The organism is Amycolatopsis sp. A1MSW2902, from assembly GCF_017312175.1.
In the GTDB taxonomy this organism is placed as follows: domain Bacteria; phylum Actinomycetota; class Actinomycetes; order Mycobacteriales; family Pseudonocardiaceae; genus Amycolatopsis; species Amycolatopsis nivea.
This window is the reverse complement of sequence record NZ_QJPO01000001.1, coordinates 5566285-5585549: the sequence shown is the minus strand read 5'-3', so window position 1 is coordinate 5585549 and position 19265 is coordinate 5566285. Positions and strand designations below refer to the sequence as shown.

18 protein-coding genes are annotated in these 19265 nt (G+C 66.7%); 12 read left to right on the top strand and 6 right to left on the bottom strand.

Annotated features, from left to right (window positions below; all coding sequences use genetic code 11):
- Positions 1-45: 45 nt before the first annotated feature.
- On the top strand, positions 46-477 hold the full coding sequence (locus DMP23_RS25600; RefSeq protein ID WP_037811819.1) for a hypothetical protein: 432 nt from the start codon (positions 46-48) through the stop codon (positions 475-477).
- Here DMP23_RS25600 and DMP23_RS25595 read toward each other — a convergent pair.
- On the bottom strand, positions 455-1294 hold the full coding sequence (locus tag DMP23_RS25595) for a DegV family protein (RefSeq protein WP_337822747.1): 840 nt from the start codon (positions 1292-1294) through the stop codon (positions 455-457). The two genes, DMP23_RS25600 and DMP23_RS25595, sit on opposite strands and share 23 nt — an antisense overlap.
- A gap of 243 nt (positions 1295-1537) precedes the next feature.
- On the opposite strand from DMP23_RS25595, the gene DMP23_RS25590 reads away from it, so the two are divergent.
- The 4 genes from DMP23_RS25590 (at position 1538) to DMP23_RS25575 (ending at position 5155) form a co-directional block, all read left to right on the top strand.
- Complete coding sequence (locus DMP23_RS25590) at positions 1538-2323, top strand: electron transfer flavoprotein subunit beta/FixA family protein (protein WP_037811817.1); 786 nt, start codon at positions 1538-1540, stop codon at positions 2321-2323.
- Positions 2324-2351: 28 nt separating this feature from the next.
- Complete coding sequence (locus DMP23_RS25585) at positions 2352-3311, top strand: electron transfer flavoprotein subunit alpha/FixB family protein (protein ID WP_037811816.1); 960 nt, start codon at positions 2352-2354, stop codon at positions 3309-3311.
- A gap of 177 nt (positions 3312-3488) precedes the next feature.
- Positions 3489-4271, top strand: a complete 783-nt coding sequence (locus DMP23_RS25580; RefSeq protein WP_337822746.1) for a GNAT family N-acetyltransferase — start codon at positions 3489-3491, stop codon at positions 4269-4271.
- Positions 4268-5155, top strand: coding sequence for a lysophospholipid acyltransferase family protein (locus tag DMP23_RS25575; RefSeq protein ID WP_337822745.1), 888 nt, complete (start codon positions 4268-4270; stop codon positions 5153-5155). Before DMP23_RS25580 ends, DMP23_RS25575 begins: the two co-directional genes overlap by 4 nt.
- A gap of 426 nt (positions 5156-5581) precedes the next feature.
- On the opposite strand, the gene DMP23_RS25570 is transcribed toward DMP23_RS25575, so the two are convergent.
- Complete coding sequence (locus DMP23_RS25570) at positions 5582-6487, bottom strand: NADP-dependent oxidoreductase (RefSeq protein ID WP_337822744.1); 906 nt, start codon at positions 6485-6487, stop codon at positions 5582-5584.
- Positions 6488-6844: 357 nt separating this feature from the next.
- Here DMP23_RS25570 and DMP23_RS25565 point away from each other — a divergent pair, with 357 nt between their 5' ends.
- From DMP23_RS25565 to mnmA, 3 genes are all read left to right on the top strand, one after another.
- Positions 6845-8209, top strand: a complete 1365-nt coding sequence (locus DMP23_RS25565) for an MFS transporter (RefSeq protein WP_337822743.1) — start codon at positions 6845-6847, stop codon at positions 8207-8209.
- Between the two features lie 64 nt (positions 8210-8273).
- Positions 8274-9470, top strand: coding sequence for a cysteine desulfurase family protein (locus DMP23_RS25560; RefSeq protein WP_337822742.1), 1197 nt, complete (start codon positions 8274-8276; stop codon positions 9468-9470).
- A 4-nt stretch (positions 9471-9474) separates the two neighbouring features.
- The gene (gene mnmA, locus DMP23_RS25555) at positions 9475-10569 is read left to right on the top strand and encodes a tRNA 2-thiouridine(34) synthase MnmA (protein WP_337822741.1); all 1095 of its coding nucleotides are present in this window, start codon (positions 9475-9477) and stop codon (positions 10567-10569) included.
- Positions 10570-10574: 5 nt separating this feature from the next.
- On the opposite strand, the gene DMP23_RS25550 is transcribed toward mnmA, so the two are convergent.
- From DMP23_RS25550 to DMP23_RS25535, 4 genes are all read right to left on the bottom strand, one after another.
- Positions 10575-11849: a DUF222 domain-containing protein gene (locus tag DMP23_RS25550; protein WP_337822740.1), complete on the bottom strand. Its 1275-nt coding sequence runs from the start codon at positions 11847-11849 to the stop codon at positions 10575-10577.
- A gap of 151 nt (positions 11850-12000) precedes the next feature.
- Positions 12001-12444, bottom strand: coding sequence for a GNAT family N-acetyltransferase (locus DMP23_RS25545; protein WP_443111355.1), 444 nt, complete (start codon positions 12442-12444; stop codon positions 12001-12003).
- Positions 12445-12496: 52 nt separating this feature from the next.
- Positions 12497-13540 carry an MBL fold metallo-hydrolase gene (locus DMP23_RS25540; protein ID WP_337822738.1) on the bottom strand — a complete coding sequence of 348 codons (1044 nt, stop codon included), beginning with the start codon at positions 13538-13540 and terminating at the stop codon, positions 12497-12499.
- Between the two features lie 104 nt (positions 13541-13644).
- Positions 13645-14469, bottom strand: coding sequence for a hypothetical protein (locus DMP23_RS25535; RefSeq protein WP_337822737.1), 825 nt, complete (start codon positions 14467-14469; stop codon positions 13645-13647).
- 20 nt (positions 14470-14489) lie between these two features.
- Here DMP23_RS25535 and DMP23_RS25530 point away from each other — a divergent pair, with 20 nt between their 5' ends.
- The 4 genes from DMP23_RS25530 to DMP23_RS25515 all read left to right on the top strand — a co-directional run bounded on the left by DMP23_RS25530 (position 14490) and on the right by DMP23_RS25515 (position 18965).
- Entirely contained in the window at positions 14490-15524 is a 1035-nt protein-coding gene (locus tag DMP23_RS25530) for a methionine synthase (protein WP_337822736.1), read from the top strand.
- A gap of 72 nt (positions 15525-15596) precedes the next feature.
- Positions 15597-16307, top strand: a complete 711-nt coding sequence (locus tag DMP23_RS25525; RefSeq protein WP_337822735.1) for a hypothetical protein — start codon at positions 15597-15599, stop codon at positions 16305-16307.
- Positions 16308-16318: 11 nt separating this feature from the next.
- Entirely contained in the window at positions 16319-18478 is a 2160-nt protein-coding gene (gene ligA / locus DMP23_RS25520) for an NAD-dependent DNA ligase LigA (RefSeq protein WP_337822734.1), read from the top strand.
- Positions 18471-18965, top strand: coding sequence for a GNAT family N-acetyltransferase (locus DMP23_RS25515; RefSeq protein ID WP_037811794.1), 495 nt, complete (start codon positions 18471-18473; stop codon positions 18963-18965). Before ligA ends, DMP23_RS25515 begins: the two co-directional genes overlap by 8 nt.
- Positions 18966-19265 lie beyond the last annotated feature (300 nt).

Sequence of the window (19265 nt, the reverse complement as noted above, 5' to 3'; positions counted from 1 at the left end):
CCCTAGCGCCTGTCACGTTTCGCGCAGCCGTCTCGTTCCAGCGGTATGCAACGGACGATCACGCGCATCCTCCTGATCCTGCTCGGTCTCTACACCCTGGTGCAGGGGCTGTGGCCGCTGCTCGACCCGATGGGGTTTTACCAGGACTTTCCCGGTTTCCGGCACGGCTGGGTCTCCATGGACGGGCCCTACAACGAGCACTTCATCATCGATTTCGGCGGCCTCAGCCTGGCGCTCGGCGCGATGCTGGTGGGCGCTGCCGTGATGGGCACCACAGCTGTCGCGAGGCTGGTGGCGATCGCGGCGTTGCTGTTCGCCGTCCCGCACCTCGTCTACCACGCGGGTCACGTCGGGCACTATCCGCAGCTCGACCAGGTGCTCATCATTGGCGGGCTCGCGGTTACGGTCCTGCTGCCGCTCGTGGTGCTTGTGGTCCCGGGGCGGCGAATCGAGATCAGTTCGACGGCGACACCGTGATGCTGAGCGCACCCGGGCCGACGTGAGCGCCGATCACGGTGCTCGCGTCGCCCACCACGATCTCGCCCGCGCCCGGCACTCGCTCCCGCAGCCGCCGGACGATCTCGTTCTCGTCGGAGCCGAACCGGGTCACCGCGAGGTCCACTGGCTGGTCGCCCGCGGCCTTCACCGCCAGGTCGACGAGCCGGTTCATCGCTCGTTTAGTGCCGGGAACGCGGGCGAGCGGACTCACTTCTCCATTGCGGACGGTGAGCAGCGGCTTGATCGCGAACGCACTTCCGAGCATCGACTGGGCAGCGCCGATCCGTCCTGATCGTCGCAGGTACTCGAGCGTGTCGACATAGATCAGTTCGGTCGAGTTGCGCACTCGTCGTTCCGCGGCGTCCAACACCCGTTCGAGCTGCCCTCCGGCCCCGGCGACCCGAGCGGCGGACACCGCTGCGTAGCCGAGACTCATGCTCGCCGTCCCGCTGTCGAGGATGTGCACCGGAATCCGGACCTGCTGGGCGGCTTCGCGGGCGGCTTCGACGGGCTGCGAAAGCCGTCCGGAGATGTGCAGGCTCACGATGGCGGACGCGCCGGCGGAGGCCGCGTCCTGGTAGCTCCAGAAGAACGCGCCCGGATCCGGCGGCGAAGTCGTGACGGCCGCGCCGGATTTCATCGTCTGGATGAGCTCGCTCCGGTCGAAGCGGTGCTCGTCGTCCGTCTGGTCGCCGACATGCAGCTGGACCTGGACGACACTGATTCGCCACTGAGCGGCGAGTTGCTCGGGCAGGCACGAGGTCGAGTCGGTGACTACGGCGATGTGCGCGGACATGGTGCCGGAGCGTAACCCCTAACGGCCTACTGCGAGTAAGTGACCGTTGCTCCGATCGGGCGAGCGGCGCGCTGGAAGGGCTAACCGGCCAACTACTGGGACGATGGTCCCATTAGATTGCTCATCCAGGTGAATGCCGTCACCTCGAGGGGTCCGGCCGCGGAATTGCCCCTAATCTACCGCTCAGTAGAGCACTGTCCCGCGGCCGAGAGCCGGCCCCAACCGGGAGGTCGAAGAAGACCCATGACGAACATCGTTGTCCTGGTCAAGCAGGTACCGGACACCTACTCGGAGCGGAAGCTCTCCGGTTCCGACAACACCCTTGACCGCGAATCCGCCGACGCCGTGCTCGACGAGATCAACGAGAAGGCTGTCGAAGAGGCCCTCAAGATCAAGGAAGCCGGCGAGGGCGAGGTCACCGTGATCTCGGTCGGCCCGGACCGCGCGACCGACGCGATCCGCAAGGCGCTCTCCATGGGCGCCGACAAGGCCATCCACGTCTCCGACGAGGCGCTGCACGGTTCCGACGCGATCGCCACCGCGAAGGTCATCGCCGCCGCCGTCGGCAAGGTCGAGGGCTTCGACCTGATCCTGGCCGGCAACGAGGCGTCCGACGGCCGCGGCGCTGCCGTGCCCGCGATCCTCGCCGAGCTGCTCGGCGTGCCGCAGCTGACCTATGTGCGCCAGCTGACCGTCGAGGGCTCCGCCGTGAAGGCCGACCGCGAGACCGAAGACGGCATCACTCACCTCGAGGCGAACCTGCCGGCGCTGGTGAGCGTGAGCGAGAAGATCAACGAGCCGCGCTACCCGTCCTTCAAGGGCATCATGGCCGCGAAGAAGAAGCCGGTCGAGACGCTGACCATCGCCGACCTGGGCATCGACGCGGGCGAGGTCGGCCTCGCCAACGCGTGGTCGACGGTCGTCGAGGCCTCGCCGAAGCCGCCGCGCACCGCGGGCGAGAAGGTCGAGGACGAGGGCGACGGCGGCTCGAAGGTCGCTGAGTACCTGGTCGCGCAGAAGCTCATCTGAGACACGGTTTCGAGGAGGATTCCGGAAAATGGCTGAAGTACTCGTCCTCGTCGACCACGTCGACGGTGATGTCAAGAAGGTCACGCTCGAGCTGCTGACCGCTGCGCGCGCTCTCGGCGAGCCCTCCGCCGTCGTGGTGGGCCCGACCGGCACCGCGGCGAAGGCCAAGGAAGCGCTCGCCGGCCACGGCGCGGCGAAGGTGTACGTCGCCGAGGGCGACGACGCCGCCGGTTACCTGGTGACGCCGAAGGTCGACGTGCTCGCGAAGCTCGCCGAGCAGGTCTCCCCGGCCGCGGTGCTCGTCGCCGCCAGCGCCGAGGGCAAGGAGGTGGCCGCGCGGGTCGCGCTGCGGCTGGGCTCCGGTCTGCTCTACGACGCGGTCGGCGTGAACGCTGACGGCACCGTGGACCAGTCCATCTTCGGTGGCGCGTTCTCCGTCAAGGCCAAGGCCGCCAAGGGCGCGCCGGTCGTGTCGGTGCGTCCTGGCGCGGTCGAGGCGGAGGCCGCCGACGGCGCGGCCGCCGAGGAGACCGTCGAGATCCCGGCGCAGGACCCGGCGAAGTCCGCCAAGATCACCGGCATCGAGCCGGTCGTCGGCGGCGACCGTCCGGAGCTGACCGAGGCGTCGATCGTCGTGTCCGGTGGCCGCGGCGTCGGCTCGGCGGAGAAGTTCGACGTCGTGGAGAAGCTGGCCGACTCGCTCGGCGCGGCTGTCGGCGCGTCCCGTGCGGCCGTCGACTCCGGCTACTACCCGGCGCAGTTCCAGGTCGGCCAGACCGGCAAGACGGTGTCGCCGCAGCTGTACATCGCGCTCGGCATCTCCGGCGCGATCCAGCACCGCGCCGGCATGCAGACGTCGAAGACGATCATCGCGGTCAACAAGGACGCCGAGGCCCCGATCTTCGAGATCGCCGACTTCGGCGTGGTGGGCGACCTGTTCAACGTCGCGCCGCAGCTGACCGACGCGGTCGACAAGCGCAAGGGCTGACGTTTTCTTTTCGCTCGGAAGGCCGTCGCGTGCTCGTCACGCGGCGGCCTTCCGCGTTCTCCGGAAGTTTCCCGGCTGCCTGAGAGGAACCTGAGAACCCGCAATTAACTCAACGTGCACTGACCGGTCATCGATTGGCACTCTCCGAGGCCGCTTACCGGCAGGTACACCTTGACCATGACGTCGTCAGAGCTCCTCGTCAGTACTGATCAGGCGGGTGCCGACCTTCCCGCAGGCGCTCCGCGGTATTCGCTTCTGGTCGCCAACGGGAACGATGAAGTGCTCGCCGCACAGAAACTGCGATACCGGGTTTTCGCCGAGGAGATGGGGGCGGAACTGCATTCCCCGGAGCCCGGCCGGGACGTCGACTACTTCGACGAATTCTGCGACCACCTCGTCGTCCGCGACGACAACACCGGCGAGATCGTCGGCTGCTATCGCATGCTTCCGCCGGAGCGCGCCGCGCAGGCCGGAAAGCTTTATTCGGACAGCGAATTCGACCTGACGACGCTCGCTGCGCTGCGGCCGTCCTTGGTCGAGACCGGACGGTCTTGCGTCCACCCCGACCATCGCAGCGGTGCCGTCGTGAGTCTGGTGTGGGCCGGGATCGCGCGCTACATGCTCCTTTCCGGACACCGCTATCTCGCCGGATGCGCTTCGGTCCCGATCGACGACGGCGGCAGCTATGCCGCGGGCGTCTGGGATGTCTTGCGCACCAAGCATCACGCCGACGACTCGTTGCGCGTCTCGCCGTTGACGCCCTGGGAACCGGGCGCGATCCCACGTCCCGACCGGGCCATGCTTCCGCCGCTCATCAAGGGTTACGTGCGGCTCGGTGCCAAAGTGTGCGGCCCGCCGGCTCTCGACGCCGACTTCGGGGTCGCGGACTTTTTCGTCCTTCTTGATCTGCAGCAGGTCGACGAGCGGTACTTGAAGTTCTTCCTCGGGGCGCAAGGATGAGCCACGCATGGATGCCGACGTCGCCCTGCGGTGACGGTTGCCTCACCGACGGCGCACCGACGGTCGGCCTGCCGCGACGGATTTTGCGTTTCACCGCAGCGGTTTCAGTGGTCTTCGCGGCGCTGCTGCTCGCGCCGGCGTTGCTGGTGATTCGCGGCCGGAGCCGGGAACGCTTGGTGCGTCGGATCTTCCGGGCAGTGCTGAGGGCGTTCGGCGTGCGGATGTCCGTGGTCGGCGGCGGAGACTTCCTCGCCGCCCCCGCGGGTCGCGGTGCGCTCGTGGTGAACAACCACATCTCGTGGCTGGACATCATTGCGATCAACGCGCTGCGCCCGATGCGAGCCCTCGCGAAGATCGAGATCGCCTCCTGGCCGATCCTAGGGATGCTTGTCCGTCGCGGCGGCAGCATTTTCCTGGACCGCAACCGTTTGCGCGCTCTGCCGGACACCATGTCCGAACTTGCCGACAGCCTCCGCGCCGGCGCGCTCGTCAACGTGACTCCTGAGGGCACCACCTGGTGCGGCCTCGCCTCCGGCCGCTTCACGACGGCTACCTTCCAAGCCGCGATCGACGGCGGTGTTCCGGTCCGGCCGATTGCTCTCCGCTACCGCCTCGCCGATGGCCGCGAAACCAGCCAGCCGGCGTTCATCGGACCGGAGTCGCTCATCGCGTCTTTACGCCGGGTCGCCGCGCTGCGCGGCCTGGTGCTGGAAGTGCACGTGTGCCCGGAGATCGCTCCCGGCCGCGCAGAGGACCGCCGTTCGCTGGCCGCCCTTGCCGAGGCGGCTGTCCACTCGGCTCTCGGCACAGTCCGCATCCCGCCGCAGCGTCGCCGCCGGGTTCTGGTCGGCCGCCCTGCGGATTCCCAGCCAGTTGCGCACTGACGAAACCCCTGGTCACGGGGCCGCGGAGGGGAGTTGCCGTTTTTTGGCGACACCTTCTCCGCGGCTCCCAGCCCAGCCGCGGTTAGCCTTTCGGCAGACAGTGGACCAGCCCATTCGCCACTCAATGGCGACAGCCGCCCGACTCGCCTCGCCACCGGATGGCTACCCCGCTCGTCGCCTGTAACCGCCACCTCGTCATCCGCCACTCGCCTCCCAGCGGCGAATCACTCAGCTCGGCGCGCCTAATTTCCGCGACTCACATCTCTCGCCGCTGAATGGCGACAGTCGCGTATCGTCGGCGCGTCTGCCCACGGTGCTTAGCCTTTTCGCCACTGAGCGGCAACGGCCCACGCGCCGCAGTCGCCGTAAACCGGCAACACCAACTTGCCGAGCCGCGTCGTCCTCAAGCCTAGCCGACGATCATGGTCAAGAAATGGCAAGAGTCAGCTTCCCGCCGGGGTGCCCGTTCCGGCTCTCCTCTTGCGCAGCCGCTGCTTCCGCCAAGGGGAACGTCTTACCCTGCGCAATCCGCAACCCGTTGTGTACATATCCGAGGATCTCGTTCAGGACCTCTTGTGTCTGCCCGTCCTGGCCACCAGACGAAAACGGCACTCCGAGTTCGAAAGCCGCACCGTCGGCAATGGTCACGATGCGATCCTTCGACCCTCGGAGCTCGATCGATTCCGGCAAAACGCCATGGCCGGACGCGTCGAACACCGCATCGACCGGTCGGTCCGCCACCGCACGGACCCGCTCGAGCCACCCGTCGCCGTAACGCACCGGAATCGCACCCAGCGCTTTCACCTCATCGAGATTGTGCTGTCCAGCCGTCCCGATTACCGTCGCGCCCAATCCGACCGCGATCTGTGTCGCGAAACGACCGACAGCGCCACTCGCTCCGTGGACAACCAACAGTTCGCCAGCTTTGACGTCGAGCAGCCGCAACACGCGCAACGCAGTTTCGCCAGCAACCGGCAACGCCGCCGCGTCTTCCCAGGAGAGGCCGGCAGGCTTGCGAACGAGCGCATCGCCGAGCGCGAACTCCGCGTATCCGCCGGTCGCCGACCAGCCGAACACCTCATCTCCTACGCCGAACTCGGCACCGTCGCCCACCGCGTCGACCACTCCGGCGATCTCCAACCCCGGAATCTGCGGAGTTTTGAGCGCTGCACCGCCAGCCATCGCCCCCGAACGAATCTTCCAGTCGATCGGGTTGATCCCCGCGCGCCGGACCGCGACCCGGACCTGTCCCGGGCCAGGCTCCGGTGTCGGAACCTCGTTCAGTTGCAGCACTTCGGGCCCGCCGTACTCGGCGAAAGTGATGGCTCGCATCTCGGTTCGCACTCTCCTTCGGTCGCCGTACGTCCTACTTAAAGCCAGCCAGCATCCGGCGCATTCCGAACCGCACGCTCGATTCGCCAGTCAACGGCAAAATCCGGGCTCTGTCGCGCTCGACCACCAGCCCTGAGCCTGATCCATCGTTCTAGGCGACTGCAACGACGTCGCCAGTTACCCGGCGTCATCAACTTCCTGTGCCGAGCGCCCCTCGCTCGGCCCGCCGCCGCATCCACGGGCTAACGCCAACCTGAGGCAACGATCCGCCCTGGATGCGATGCGCCCCACTGTTCACCCCTGAAGACCTGCGGGTGGCTTGACCTCCAGAGCGCTGGAGGTTGCAAGCTTCCGATCATGAGCCAGGCCGTCGAAGCGCAGCCTCGAAAAAGTGTCCTCTGGAGTCGCGAACACCGCCTTGTCACCGTCGGGCTGTTGCTTGTGGTCACGCTGGTGGCCTTTGAAAACATGGGCGTCGCCACCGCGATGCCGACGCTCGTCGCCGAACTTCACGGTCTTGCGCTCTACTCGTGGCCGTTCACCACGTTCCTGGTGGCGAGCGTCGTCGCTACCGTCTTGTCCGGACGGCTAGGCGACCGTCGAGGTCCAGCGCCAGCGCTGCTAGTGGGGCCGGCTCTGTTTGCCGCAGGACTAGCTGTCGCAGGTATCGCCACGACGATGCCGATGCTCCTGGTCGGTCGAGCGCTGCAGGGCTTCGGCTCGGGATTTCTGCTGGTGTCCGTCTCGCTGCTGATCGCTCTGACGTTCACCGACCGCGAACGCCCTGTCATCTACGCGGCGAACGCAGCCGCTTGGGTCCTCCCCGCGGTCATCGGCCCGTCCGTCGCCGGCGTGGTGACCGTGACGGTGGGCTGGCGATGGGTCTTCCTCGGCCTGCTTCCGCTGGTCGGGATCGGAATTGCTCTGCTCTACAAGATCACTCGCCGCTTGCCCGCCCATGTGCCGCTCCCAGCCGGACGTCGCGCGGGCGTCATCGCCGCCGTCGTCGCCGCGCTCGGCGTTGCCGCCCTGAGCTGGGCCGCACAACACCCATCGCCTGCTGCAATCGCATACGGAACCTTGGGTCTTGTCGCGCTAGCCGTCGCACTGCGCAAACTCCTGCCTGCCGGAACGATGACCTTTCGCCCCGGACTGCCAACGGTGGTCGCCTCCCGTGCCCTCATCGCCGGCGCATATGCGGGAATGGAGGCGTATCTCCCGCTGACCATGACCGCCGTCCACGGTTACAGCCCTGCACTCGCTGGTCTGCCGCTCACCATCACCGCTCTCGGCTGGTCCGCCGCATCTGCCCTCCAAGGCCGGTTCCTCGACTGGTCCCGGGAGGCATCGCTGCGTACTGGCTTCGCACTCGTCGCGATCGGCCTGGTCGGCTTCGGCTTTGTCGCCCAATCGTGGTTCCCGGCCTGGGTGGCCTTCGCTGTTTGCGCGGTCGGCGGGGCCGGGATGGGAATCGCGATGCCCGCCATCTCGGTCCTCCTGCTGCGTTACTCCCCGGAAGGAGAGCGCGGCTTCAACACCTCCGCGATGCAGCTCGCCGACTGGGTCGGATCAGCGCTGCTCATCGGGCTCGGCGGGGTCCTCCTGGCCGCCGTCGCGTCCGCCGCCCAGCCGTCCTCCGCGATGGGACTGCTCAGTATCGCCCTCGTCCTGCTGGCGCTGCTCGGCGTGCAACTCACGAGCAGGTGGCCGAAACAGGTGTGACGTGCCACTCCGCGGCCCGGGGCGAGCTTCGTCACAGGCCGCATCGGTCTACCCTGATAGAGCGATGACCTATCTCGACCATGCGGCAACGACTCCGATGCTGCCCGAAGCCATTGCGGCGATGACTGAGGCTTTGTCCACCGTGGGCAACGCCTCTGCGCTGCATTCTTCGGGCCGTCGTGCTCGGCGGGCCGTCGAGGAAGCGCGCGAAGTGATCGCCGCCGCTCTGGGCGCGCGGCCGTCGGAGATTATCTTCACCGGCGGCGGTACGGAGAGTGACAACCTCGCGGTCAAGGGCATCTTCTGGGCTCGCCACGGCGAGGACTCGGCTCGGCGGCGCATCCTTTGCAGCACGGTCGAGCATCACGCGGTCCTCGACACTGTCGAGTGGCTGGAGCAGCACTCCGACGCCGAGATCACCTGGCTCGAAGTCGACGACAAGGGCCGGGTCTCGCCGGAAACGCTCCGCGCGGCGATTGAATCGGCACCGGAGACTGTCGCCCTGGCAACGGTGATGTGGGCGAACAACGAGGTCGGCACGGTCAATCCGGTCGCCGCCCTCGCCGCGGTCTGCAACGAGTACGGCATCCCCCTGCACACCGACGCCGTCCAGGCGGTCGGTGCAATTCCGGTCGACTTCACCGCATCCGGCGCAGCCGCACTCACGCTGACCGGTCACAAGCTTGGCGGCCCGTACGGCGTCGGTGCGCTTCTTCTCGACAGGGATACGTCATGCGTGCCGGTACTCCATGGCGGTGGCCAGGAACGCAGCGTTCGTTCGGGGACTCTCGACGTCCCGGCGATTGCTGGCTTCGCTGCTGCTGTCCAAGCGGCGATCAGCAGCCGCGCGGAGTACGCCGACCGAGTTGAGAAGCTGCGCGACGAACTCGTCGCCGCAGTCTTGCGGGAGGTCCCGGACGCGATTCTTAATGGTCGCGACGGCGAGCGCCTGCCGAGCCACGCTCACTTCACCTTCCCCGGCTGCGCGGGCGACAGCCTGCTCATGCTTTTGGACGCCAAGGGCATCGAGTGCTCCACCGGCTCGGCATGCACCGCGGGTGTCGCGCAGCCAAGTCACGTCCTCCTGGCAATGGGGGCAGACGCCGCCGCGGCTCGCGGTTCGCTCCGATTCTCGCTTGGCCACACGTCGACACTGGACGACGTGCACACGCTGGCGCGCGAGATCGGTGGCGTCGTCACCCGTGCCCGACAGGCCGGCCTCGCCGGCATGCGCAAGCAGACCCAGAAGCAAGAGGTGTAAAGCAATGCGGGTACTGGCCGCAATGAGCGGAGGAGTCGACTCGGCCGTCGCCGCCGCGCGTGCAGTGGACGCCGGCCACGACGTCGTCGGAGTGCACCTGGCGCTTTCAGCTCAACCTGGCACGCTGCGGACAGGTTCCCGCGGCTGCTGCACCATCGAAGATTCACACGACGCCCGCCGGGCCGCGGATATCCTCGGTATCCCGTTCTACATCTGGGATTTCGCGGAGCGCTTCACCGAAGAGGTTGTCGAGACGTTTGTCGGCGAGTACGCCGCTGGCCGTACGCCCAACCCTTGCGTGACTTGCAACGAGAAGATCAAGTTCGAGGCGCTGCTTGAGAAGGCGCTCGCTCTCGGCTTCGATGCTGTCGCGACCGGTCACTATGCGCGCCTGGCGACCGTTGACGGCGAATTGGAACTTCGCCGGAGCGCGGACGAAGGCAAAGATCAGTCGTACGTACTGGCTTCACTGCAGCCAGAGCAGCTGCGTCATGCGATGTTTCCGCTGGGCGGCTCCTGGAAGTCGGATGTGCGTGCCGAGGCGGAGCAGCGCGGGCTTTCCGTTGCGCGGAAGCCGGACAGCCACGACATCTGCTTCATCCCGGATGGCGACACCAAGAAGTTCTTGGAGAAGCGGCTCGGCGAACGTCCTGGCGAACTCGTCGATGCAGAGACCGGTGCGGTGCTTGGGCATCACACTGGCGTGCACGGGTTCACCGTCGGCCAGCGGAAGGGCCTCGGCATCGATGCGCCGGCCGCTGACGGGCGACCGCGGTATGTCCTTTCGCTTGAACCTGTTTCGGGCACGGTGAAGGTCGGTTCGTCCGCAGACCTCGGTGTCCACGCCATCGACGCGGACCGCCCGATCTGGCCGAGCGGACGAGCATTGGACGGGCCGACCGAATGCACCGTCCAGGTTCGCGCGCACGGAGGTATTGCCGATGCGGTCGCCGAAGTGGATGAAGACGGACGAGTCTCCATCCAACTGCGGGAGCCGCTGCGCGGTGTGGCACCTGGCCAGGTCGTTGTCCTTTATCGGCAAGACGACCAGGCCGGCGACCTTGTGCTCGGGAGTGCCAAGATCTCTGGCACGCGCTGATCTCCTTACGCGCCTAGGCGTTCCTCCTCAGGTTGCTCCGGCGTGGGCTGTGGATCGTGCAGTGGCGGAGGCGCGCTTTCAGCCGTCTCGCCCGTCGGAGTCGTGACGATCAGCTTCCCGTCCTGCATGACCTCGTAGCTCCAGTCGGCTCGATTCTTGAGACGACGGTGACGTAGGCAGTAGCTCAAAGTCGAGTCTGCGTCCGCGGAATCGGGGCCGGTCGGCTCCGTGAGGCAGTTGTGTGCGGGCCGCGGGCAGCCGGGCTGTCGGCACTCACGGTCGCGGACCCGCACGAACTCGTCGACATCGATGTTCGGCCGATACCGGAATTTGCCGACCTCGATCACTTGCCCGGTCAGCGGGTCAGTGATGACCCGGCGGACGATCGTGTCGGGACCAGTCGCGATGTGGCGCGCGAGTTCGGCGGGGATATGACCGTGACCGGCCAGCTCGGCGGGATTGTCGTTGAGGCCTAGGTATGTCTTCAGATCGACATAGAGGTACACCTCGGTCTGCTCGGGAACGCCGCCCTTGCCGCTGAGCAGCAGATCGATCGCGACGTCAGCGCGCAGCTGGTCGAGGGTTCGCTTTTCGTCGCCCGTCTTGAGCGACCGAGCGATCTTGTCGACGCGGAGGTAGGCCGCTGCAGCTTTGTCCGTCGAGGCGTTGTCGATGGAGAACCGCGAGATTCCTTCGCTCTGGTGCTGCAGGATGACGCGACGCTCGGCTTTCCGCTGAGACAGTCGGTTCATCGCCCCATCTGGGTCGATTTTCGTTGCGGCGTAAGCGGTCGCCTTGCGGACTTGGGTCGGGTTCTTGTCTTCCAGCCGGTGTTCGAGCAGGTAGTCGACCATCCGCGCGTGGTGGTCGGACAGCTGGCTGGTGCCGTCGGTGACTTTCATGGCGCGATACAGATCGAACTTGCCCTGGTCCATCAGCCGGAAAGTTCGAGGCAGACGGTGGGCCAGAGCTTCGGCCGCGTGGATCATCGCTCCGGCTCGGGTATCGGTGATATGCAAGGCAATCGCGAGCTCGCACGCCAGCTCGTGCGGGTCTGATCTTCGTCTTCGCATGCCCGCCATGCAATGCAACTGCAACGCCTGCAAGCGGGCGATCTGCCGGTTCGCGTCCTTCACTGCCGCTATCAACTGGTCTGGCTGCAAGCGATCGAAAAGGCTGAGGTTCGCGTGCATGGTGCGGAGCAGGAAGGCGAGGTCTGCGGTTTCGATGGTGGTGTTGGTCTGGCCGACGTGATCCGCCGGCGCGGTCGACTTGCTCATGATCGTCACGATACGCATTTATTCGAGCACAGTCAGCTAAATTGCACGAGGGGACCCCTCGCGCAATCGCTTGGCTTCCGCGTGGCAACTCTGGCACGGTGAAGGCAGGGCTATTGAGCGCGCGGACGGTTGAAGCTGCGGGAGGGAGTAATCAGAGATGCAGCTTGAAACCCGTGTGGCTCGCGACGAAGCCCAATCGTTCGTAGAAGCGGTGCGCTGCCGTCCTCGTTGTGTCCGAGGTGAGCTGGACCAGGTTGCAGCCGCGTCGTCGGGATTCGTCGATGGCCCACTGCACGAGTTGTGCGCCCATGCCCGAGCTGCGGTGATCGCGGTGCACGCGCACGGCTTCGATTTGCCCGCGAAGTGCTCCGCGCCGCGCGAGACCGGGGATGATCGTCAGCTGAAGTGTGGCTACCGGTCGGTCGTTTGACGTTGCGACGACCAGTAGCTGATTTGGGTCTGCATCAATGGTTTTGAAAGCCTGCAGGTAGGGCTCCAGGTCGGCCGGCGAGTCACGGGTTGCTCCCAGTTGGTCGTCCGCAAGCATCTGGACGATCGCTTCGACGTCGTCGGCTCGAGCTCGTCTCACAGTGATAGGATGCACGGTAGTTCAGTATTCCATTGGGCGATCGCTGGACGGTCGACCGCTACGTGGTCTTGTAGTGGCGAATGCCGTCGACTTCTTCGGCCGCGAGCTTATTCTGTGAGACCAGCAGATCCAGGTGCGCGCCGGTCTCCAAGACGGCGAGCATCTGATTGAAGGCGTCCATTTCGGACAGTTTGCGGCCGCGGCGGGTCCAGCCGAGGCGGTTGGCGGCTTCGAAAGCGGTGCTTGCCCCTGCTTCGATCTGGGCCGCCATCGTGCCGAGGCGTTTCCGGTGGTGTTCGAGTAGTTCGTCGACGCGGGCATGCACGCTGTCGGTGACTGGGCCATGAGCCGGCAGCATTCGCCGGTCCGGCATGCCTCGAACCAGACGGAGAGAGTCGAGATAGTCGTTCAGCGGCAACTCGGCCGGAACCGGCTGGAAGCCGATCGACGGAGTGATGTGCGGGAGCACGTGGTCGCCGGAGAACAGCAGGTTTGCTGCGCCGTCGACGAAAACCACATGTCCGTTGGTGTGCCCTGGGGTGTGGACCACGTCGAATTCACGGTCGGGCAGCACCGCTCGCCGGCCAGGTGTCAGCCATTCGTCCGGCTCTTCCCAAAGATTTGCCTCAGTGTGGCGAGGTTCCGAACCGAACAGCTTGCTGAGCGCGGTGATGACCTCTTGCCCGCCGCTGAGGCGAAGTAGATCGAGCTGGGCTTGCATGGGGAACTGGTTCGGGTTGGCGCTCGCGTCCAGTGAGGGCTGCTCGAGCTTGCCTAGGGCGATCCGGTTGCCGAACTCCCGCCGAAGCGCGACTGCCTGCGTGTAATGGTCGCGGTGGACGTGGGTGATGAGGAACTCGCGGACGTCGCCGAGTTCGGCGTCGATCGCCTTGAGTGCGTCGGCCAGCAACTGGCGAGATTCGGTGAGGGCCCATCCCGAGTCGACGAGCACGAGGTTCGTGCCGTCGGTGACGGCGTAGACGTTGACCGCGCGCAGGGCGTCGTTCGGGAGCGGCAAGGGGATCCGGTAGACGCCCGCGGCCACTTCGTAGACCCCGGGATCGGCCCAGTTCGAGTAACTGCCTTCGGGCAACGGCTCCACGGCGACCTCCGTCCAGGCGGGACCTCGGCGTCCCGGACTTTCCTTACATTGGGCCGTATTCCGGTCGCTGTCCACCTGGCGGGGCTGAGACACCGGTCACGTGATCAGCCGGATGGTGCGGTGAGCGCGAGGTCGATAGTCAACGTTGTCGCGATGAGCATGCTGGCCAGCGGCTCGGGGACCTGCTGCGGGATCTCTACGAGACAGGTGTTGCCGCTGAGCGGCGAAAGCTCCGGCGACGGAACTCCGACTTGGGCGACCTCTGCGCCGGCCGGGTCCTCGACCGTGACTTCCCAGCGTTGCCGGCCAGTGGCGATGACGGTGGCGATCGTCTTGCCTTCGGCGCGAAGCGTGAAACGGACGAGGCCTGCGTCGGCCGGGATGATTTCGCCGATTGGAGTTCCGTCCGCGCGTGTGACCACGAAGCGGGCCAACTGGTCCTTCGCGGGTTTCTCGACCTTGAGGACAGTGCTCTGGTTCGCGTCGCGGACCTCGAACCTGCGGCCGATGTGCTGGCCGGATTTCCACAGATGCTGAATGACTCTGCGCAGAAAACTGGGCGTCGTGACGGCCACGTCGCCAATGTGGAGGCCGTGGCGGTCGAACACGCCGTACTCCTGGCCGACGGTGGTCGGCTTCGGCTCCCGGCTGACGTAAAGGACCGGCTCGGTGAAGAGGGTTCGCTCAAAAGAGCGGCTTGAAGCCCGGCGGCCCGGTGCGCCGGGCATGCTGCTCCGCCGCGGCTCCCGGGCGGATGCGTCACCGGGTGTTTTGCCGGGCGGTGGCGGGGCGGAGCTGGTCATGACGATCCAGACTAACGCGGTGACCGCGAATTCGGTGCAGGCAAAGGGATATGCGGCGAATGTCCGGCTATTGCCGCGCGGCTGGGTGAAGCTTGTCCACAGGGGCGGTGCGGACGGCACCCGCACGTTCCGCGACAATCCGGCCTGTGACTGAACGACCTTGGCCCGCGGGCGCGGCAACGGGAATCGGGTCTATGCCGGGGACCGATCCCGTCGAGGCCGCTGCCGTGGTGTTCGGAGAGCTTCCCGGCTTCCCGTATGTGCCCGAATTGCCGGCTCGTGGCGTCGGTGCCGACCTGGTCGGCCGGACCGCGGCACTGCTGGTCGACCTGGCGATCGAGGTCGTGCCCAGCGGTTACCGCGTGGCCGGGAGGCCCGGTCACGAGCATCGTCGCGGGCGTGACCTGCTCCAGTGGGACCTCGACGCCGTCCAAGCTGCCCGAGAGAACGCTGGCGCGCCGGCCGTTCTCAAGACCCAGATCGCCGGGCCGTGGACGCTCGGCGCGGGGATCGAGCTTGCCCGCGGACACCGGGTGCTCACTGACCGCGGGGCGTTGCGGGACTTCACCGCGTCACTCCTCGACGGGCTTGCCCAGCATGTCGCGGAGCTGACCGCAAGGACTGATGCACCGGTGGTCGTGCAGCTCGACGAGCCGTCATTGCCTGCTGTTCTCGCCGGAAAACTGTCAACTCCGTCGGGTTACGGCAACGTGCCGGCGGTGCCTGAGCCTGAGGTTCGGGAGCTGCTTGCGACGACGATCGAACGGATCGGCGCGTTGACTGGGCAGCCGGTCATCGTCCACTGCTGCGCTCCGCGGCCGCCGATCGTGCTCCTCCGTGCCGCAGGTGCCGGGGCCATCGCGTTCGACGTCAGCCTGCTTGCCGGGGCGTCCGCCGAGCTCCTGGATGAGATTGGCGAGGCTTGGGACAGCGGTATCTCGTTCTTCTTGGGCCTCGTACCGGCTACGGACCCGGTGACGGCTCCGGGCCTGAAAGACCTCGCTTCGCCGGCGCTCAAGCTCGTGGACCGGCTGGGGTTCAACCGTTCAATCCTGGCCGAGCGTGCGGTTCCGACGCCGGCGTGTGGGCTGGCCGGTGCCACGAACGAGTGGATGCGCCGTGCGCTTGCTCTTAGTAGCGACCTGGGCAAAGGGTTCGTGGAGCCACCCGAGAACTGGTGATTTCGCGGACGCGCCGCTGCCGTGCCGCGTACCGTGGCTGGCGAAGAGAAACAACCGGGGGAATTCCGAATCATGCGTTTGTTCCGTCGTCGCCGCTCGGAAGCCGACACCGAGGCCGCGCCTCCAGATCCCCGTACGCCATGGCCTGAGCAGCAGGTGCCGTCCGACGCCGTCGCCGCGGCGGCTGCGTTCTGGGAAGGGTGGTACGACCTCCTGCCCGAAGTCAGTGCTGCGCTGGGCGAAGGCGAGCCGCATCGGGTCGAGCACGATCTGTGCGTGCTGGTCGAGGCGCTGCACCCGCGGCTGCACTTCTCGCTCGAACGCGGCCGGACCGCCATCTACGCGTTGGTCGTGAGCGGGCAGGAAGACCCGGAGCTGCGTCCGTACACCGACGCGTGGAAAGCGGCTGGACCGCCGGACGACGCGATCTGGGAGTACCACGATTCGGTGCCTCCGGTCCCGGACCCGACCGAGGTGACGGTGAACCTGGGCGAGCATCGGATCTCGCTGGCCGATGTCCGGGTCGTCGCGCAGGTGGACGACGGCGTGGTCGACGTCGCAGTCCATCATCCGGCGTTCGCGGAGCTGGACGAGGCCGCCCGCACCACGATGACGTTCCTGCCGCTCGACGCGACGCTAGGCGAGCGTCTGGCCGCCGAGCGGCTACGCCGGGTCGAGACCGCCGAGGCGGTGCCGGAGGGCACGATCGATCTGTTGGAGTTCCGGGAGCTGGTCCGCGGGCTGACCGAGCAACCGGACGAAAGTGTCGGTGCCTCCGGCTAGGCTCACCACCTGTGAGCAGCACCGACCTTCCCCAAGACCAGGCGGCCGTGGAGGCCGCCCAGGACGTGACCGACGTACCGGCCGACGTGCGCGAGCGGCACGGCGCGCTCGCCGAGGAGATCCGCGGCCATCAGTTCCGGTACTACGTGCTGGATTCGCCGATCGTCTCCGACGGCCAGTTCGACGCGCTCCTCGGCGACCTCCAGGAGATCGAGGACGAGTACCCGGCGCTGGTCACACCGGATTCGCCGACCCAGAACGTCGGCGGCACCTTCTCCACCGAGTTCGTCGCGCACGACCACCTCGAGCGCATGCTGAGCCTGGACAACGTGTTCTACACCGACGAGTTCCTCGCCTGGGTCGAACGGGTCGAGAAGGAAGTCGGGTCGACGGAGTACTTGGCCGAGCTGAAGATCGACGGGCTTGCCATCAACCTGCTCTACGAAAACGGCAAGCTCACCAGGGGCCTTACCCGCGGCGACGGGCGTACGGGCGAGGACGTCACGCTCAACATCCGCACCCTCGACCAGGTACCGGATCAGCTCACCGGCACCGACGAGTTCCCGGTGCCGAAGCTTGTCGAGGTGCGCGGCGAGGTCTACTTCCGCGTCGAGGACTTCCTTGAGCTGAACGCGAAGATGGTCGAGGCGGGCAAGCTGCCGTACGCGAACCCGCGCAACACCGCTGCCGGGTCGCTGCGGCAGAAGGACCCGAAAATCACCCGCGAGCGCCGGCTGCGGCTGATCTGCCACGGTCTCGGCAAGCGCGATGGTTTCGAGCCTGTCACGCAGTCGCATGCCTACGACGCGTTGGCGGCGTGGGGGTTGCCGGTGTCGCCGCACACGCGAGTGCTGCGGACCGGCAAGGAACTCACCGATCACATCGCTTATTGGGGTGAACATCGGCACGACGCCGAGCACGAGATCGACGGCGTGGTCATCAAGGTCGATCAGGTCGCTTTGCAGCGCCGGCTCGGCACCACGTCGCGTGCGCCGCGGTGGGCGATCGCGTACAAATATCCGCCGGAAGAGGCGATCACGACGTTGCTCGACATCCAGGTCGGCGTCGGGCGCACAGGGCGGGTCACCCCGTTCGCCGTAACCGAGCCTGTGAAGGTTGCGGGCTCGACGGTCGCGCGGGCGACGCTGCACAACCAAGAAGAGGTCAAGCGCAAGGGCGTGCTGATCGGCGACCGGATCGTGATCCGCAAGGCCGGCGACGTGATTCCCGAGGTGCTCGGTCCCGTCGTCGACGCGCGGACCGGCGACGAGCGCGAATTCGTCATGCCCACCGAATGTCCGGAATGCGGCACGGAACTCGCCTATCAAAAGGAAGGCGACAAGGACATCCGGTGTCCGAACACCCGGTTCTGTCCTGCGCAGCTGCGGGAACGGCTGTTCCATCTCGCCGGTCGCGGCGCGTTCGACATCGAGGTGCTCGGGTACGAGGCGGCGGTTGCGCTGCTCGACGCCAGGGTGGTCGCTGACGAGGGCGACGTATTCGACCTCACCGAGGACGCGCTCGCCGAGGTGGAGTTGTTCCGCACCAAGGCAGGCGACCTGTCGGCGAACGCGCGGAAGCTTCTGGCGAACCTCGATTCGGCGAAGGACCGTCCGCTGTGGAAAGTGATCGTCGCGCTGTCGATCCGGCATGTCGGGCCGACCGCGGCGCAGGCGCTCGCGCGCGAATTCGGTTCGCTGCAACGGATCGAGGACGCGAGCGAGGAGGAACTCGCGGACGTCGACGGCGTCGGCCCGACCATCGCGCACGCCGTGCAGGAATGGTTCGAGGTCGACTGGCACCGGGAAATCGTCGAAAAATGGCGACGGGCCGGGGTTCGGATGGAGGAAGAGCGCGACGAGTCCATCCCGCGGAATCTCGAGGGCCTGTCGATCGTGGTGACCGGTTCGCTGGACGGGTTTTCCCGTGACGAGGCGAAGGAAGTCATCATGGCGCGCGGCGGCAAAGCGGCGGGATCGGTGTCGAAGAAGACGGCGTTCGTCGTGGTGGGCGAAGCTCCGGGATCGAAGTACGACAAGGCTGTGCAGTTGAAGGTGCCGGTGCTGGACGAGAACGGGTTTCGCGCGCTGCTGGAGCGCGGCCCCGAGGCGGCTGCGGAATTGGCGCTCGACACCGGTTCGGACGAGGAAGCTGAGGACGGCGATGAGTGAAGTGGAGATCCGTCCGGCGCGGCCGGAGGAGTTCGAGGCGCTCGGCGAGGTGACCGTCGAGGCTTACCGGATCGAGGGATTTTTCGACACGGACGCGGCGTACGAGGCGAAACTCCGTGACGTGTCGGGGCGAGCGGAGCACGCCGAGCTGCTGGTCGCGGTAGATCCGGACGGAGAGGTCTTGGGCTCGGTCGCGATCGTTCAGCCCGGGAGCAAGCTGTCCGAGATTTCCCAGCCGGGGGAGTTGGAGTTCCGCATGCTGGCGGTCGCGGAGGCGGCGCGCGGGCGAGGGGTCGGGGAGGCGCTCACACAGGCGGTGCTGACCCGTGGCCGGGAACTCGGCGTCGACCGGGTCGTGCTGAGCAGCCTCGACGTGATGCGGAAGGCGCACCGGCTCTACGAGCGGCTTGGGTTCCGGCGCTTGCCCGCGCGGGACTGGCATCCGCATCCGGGCGTCAACTTGATCGCCTACGAATACGGCTTCTGACCTCTCGTTCTCGCTGGTCAAGGACTTTTGCCGTTTTTTGGCGAAAGCGTTGGAGAGGGTTCGTCGCCGGTTTTCGCCGTTGAGTGGCGACGGTTTGACGAACCCCGCCTGGGCTTCCGTCGGGTACTGGTGAGCGCTTTGGCGGACCTGGCGGTGAGCGTCGGTCGGGCGGGAATGGCCCAGGCTGTCGTTGGCGGACGGCTGTGCATTGGCGCGCCTGTTTGGCGAGCTTCGACTGGGTACGGGTTGTAACGTCTGGATGTCTGGCTTCGACTCAAGCTGTCACGCGTGAAGTACCGA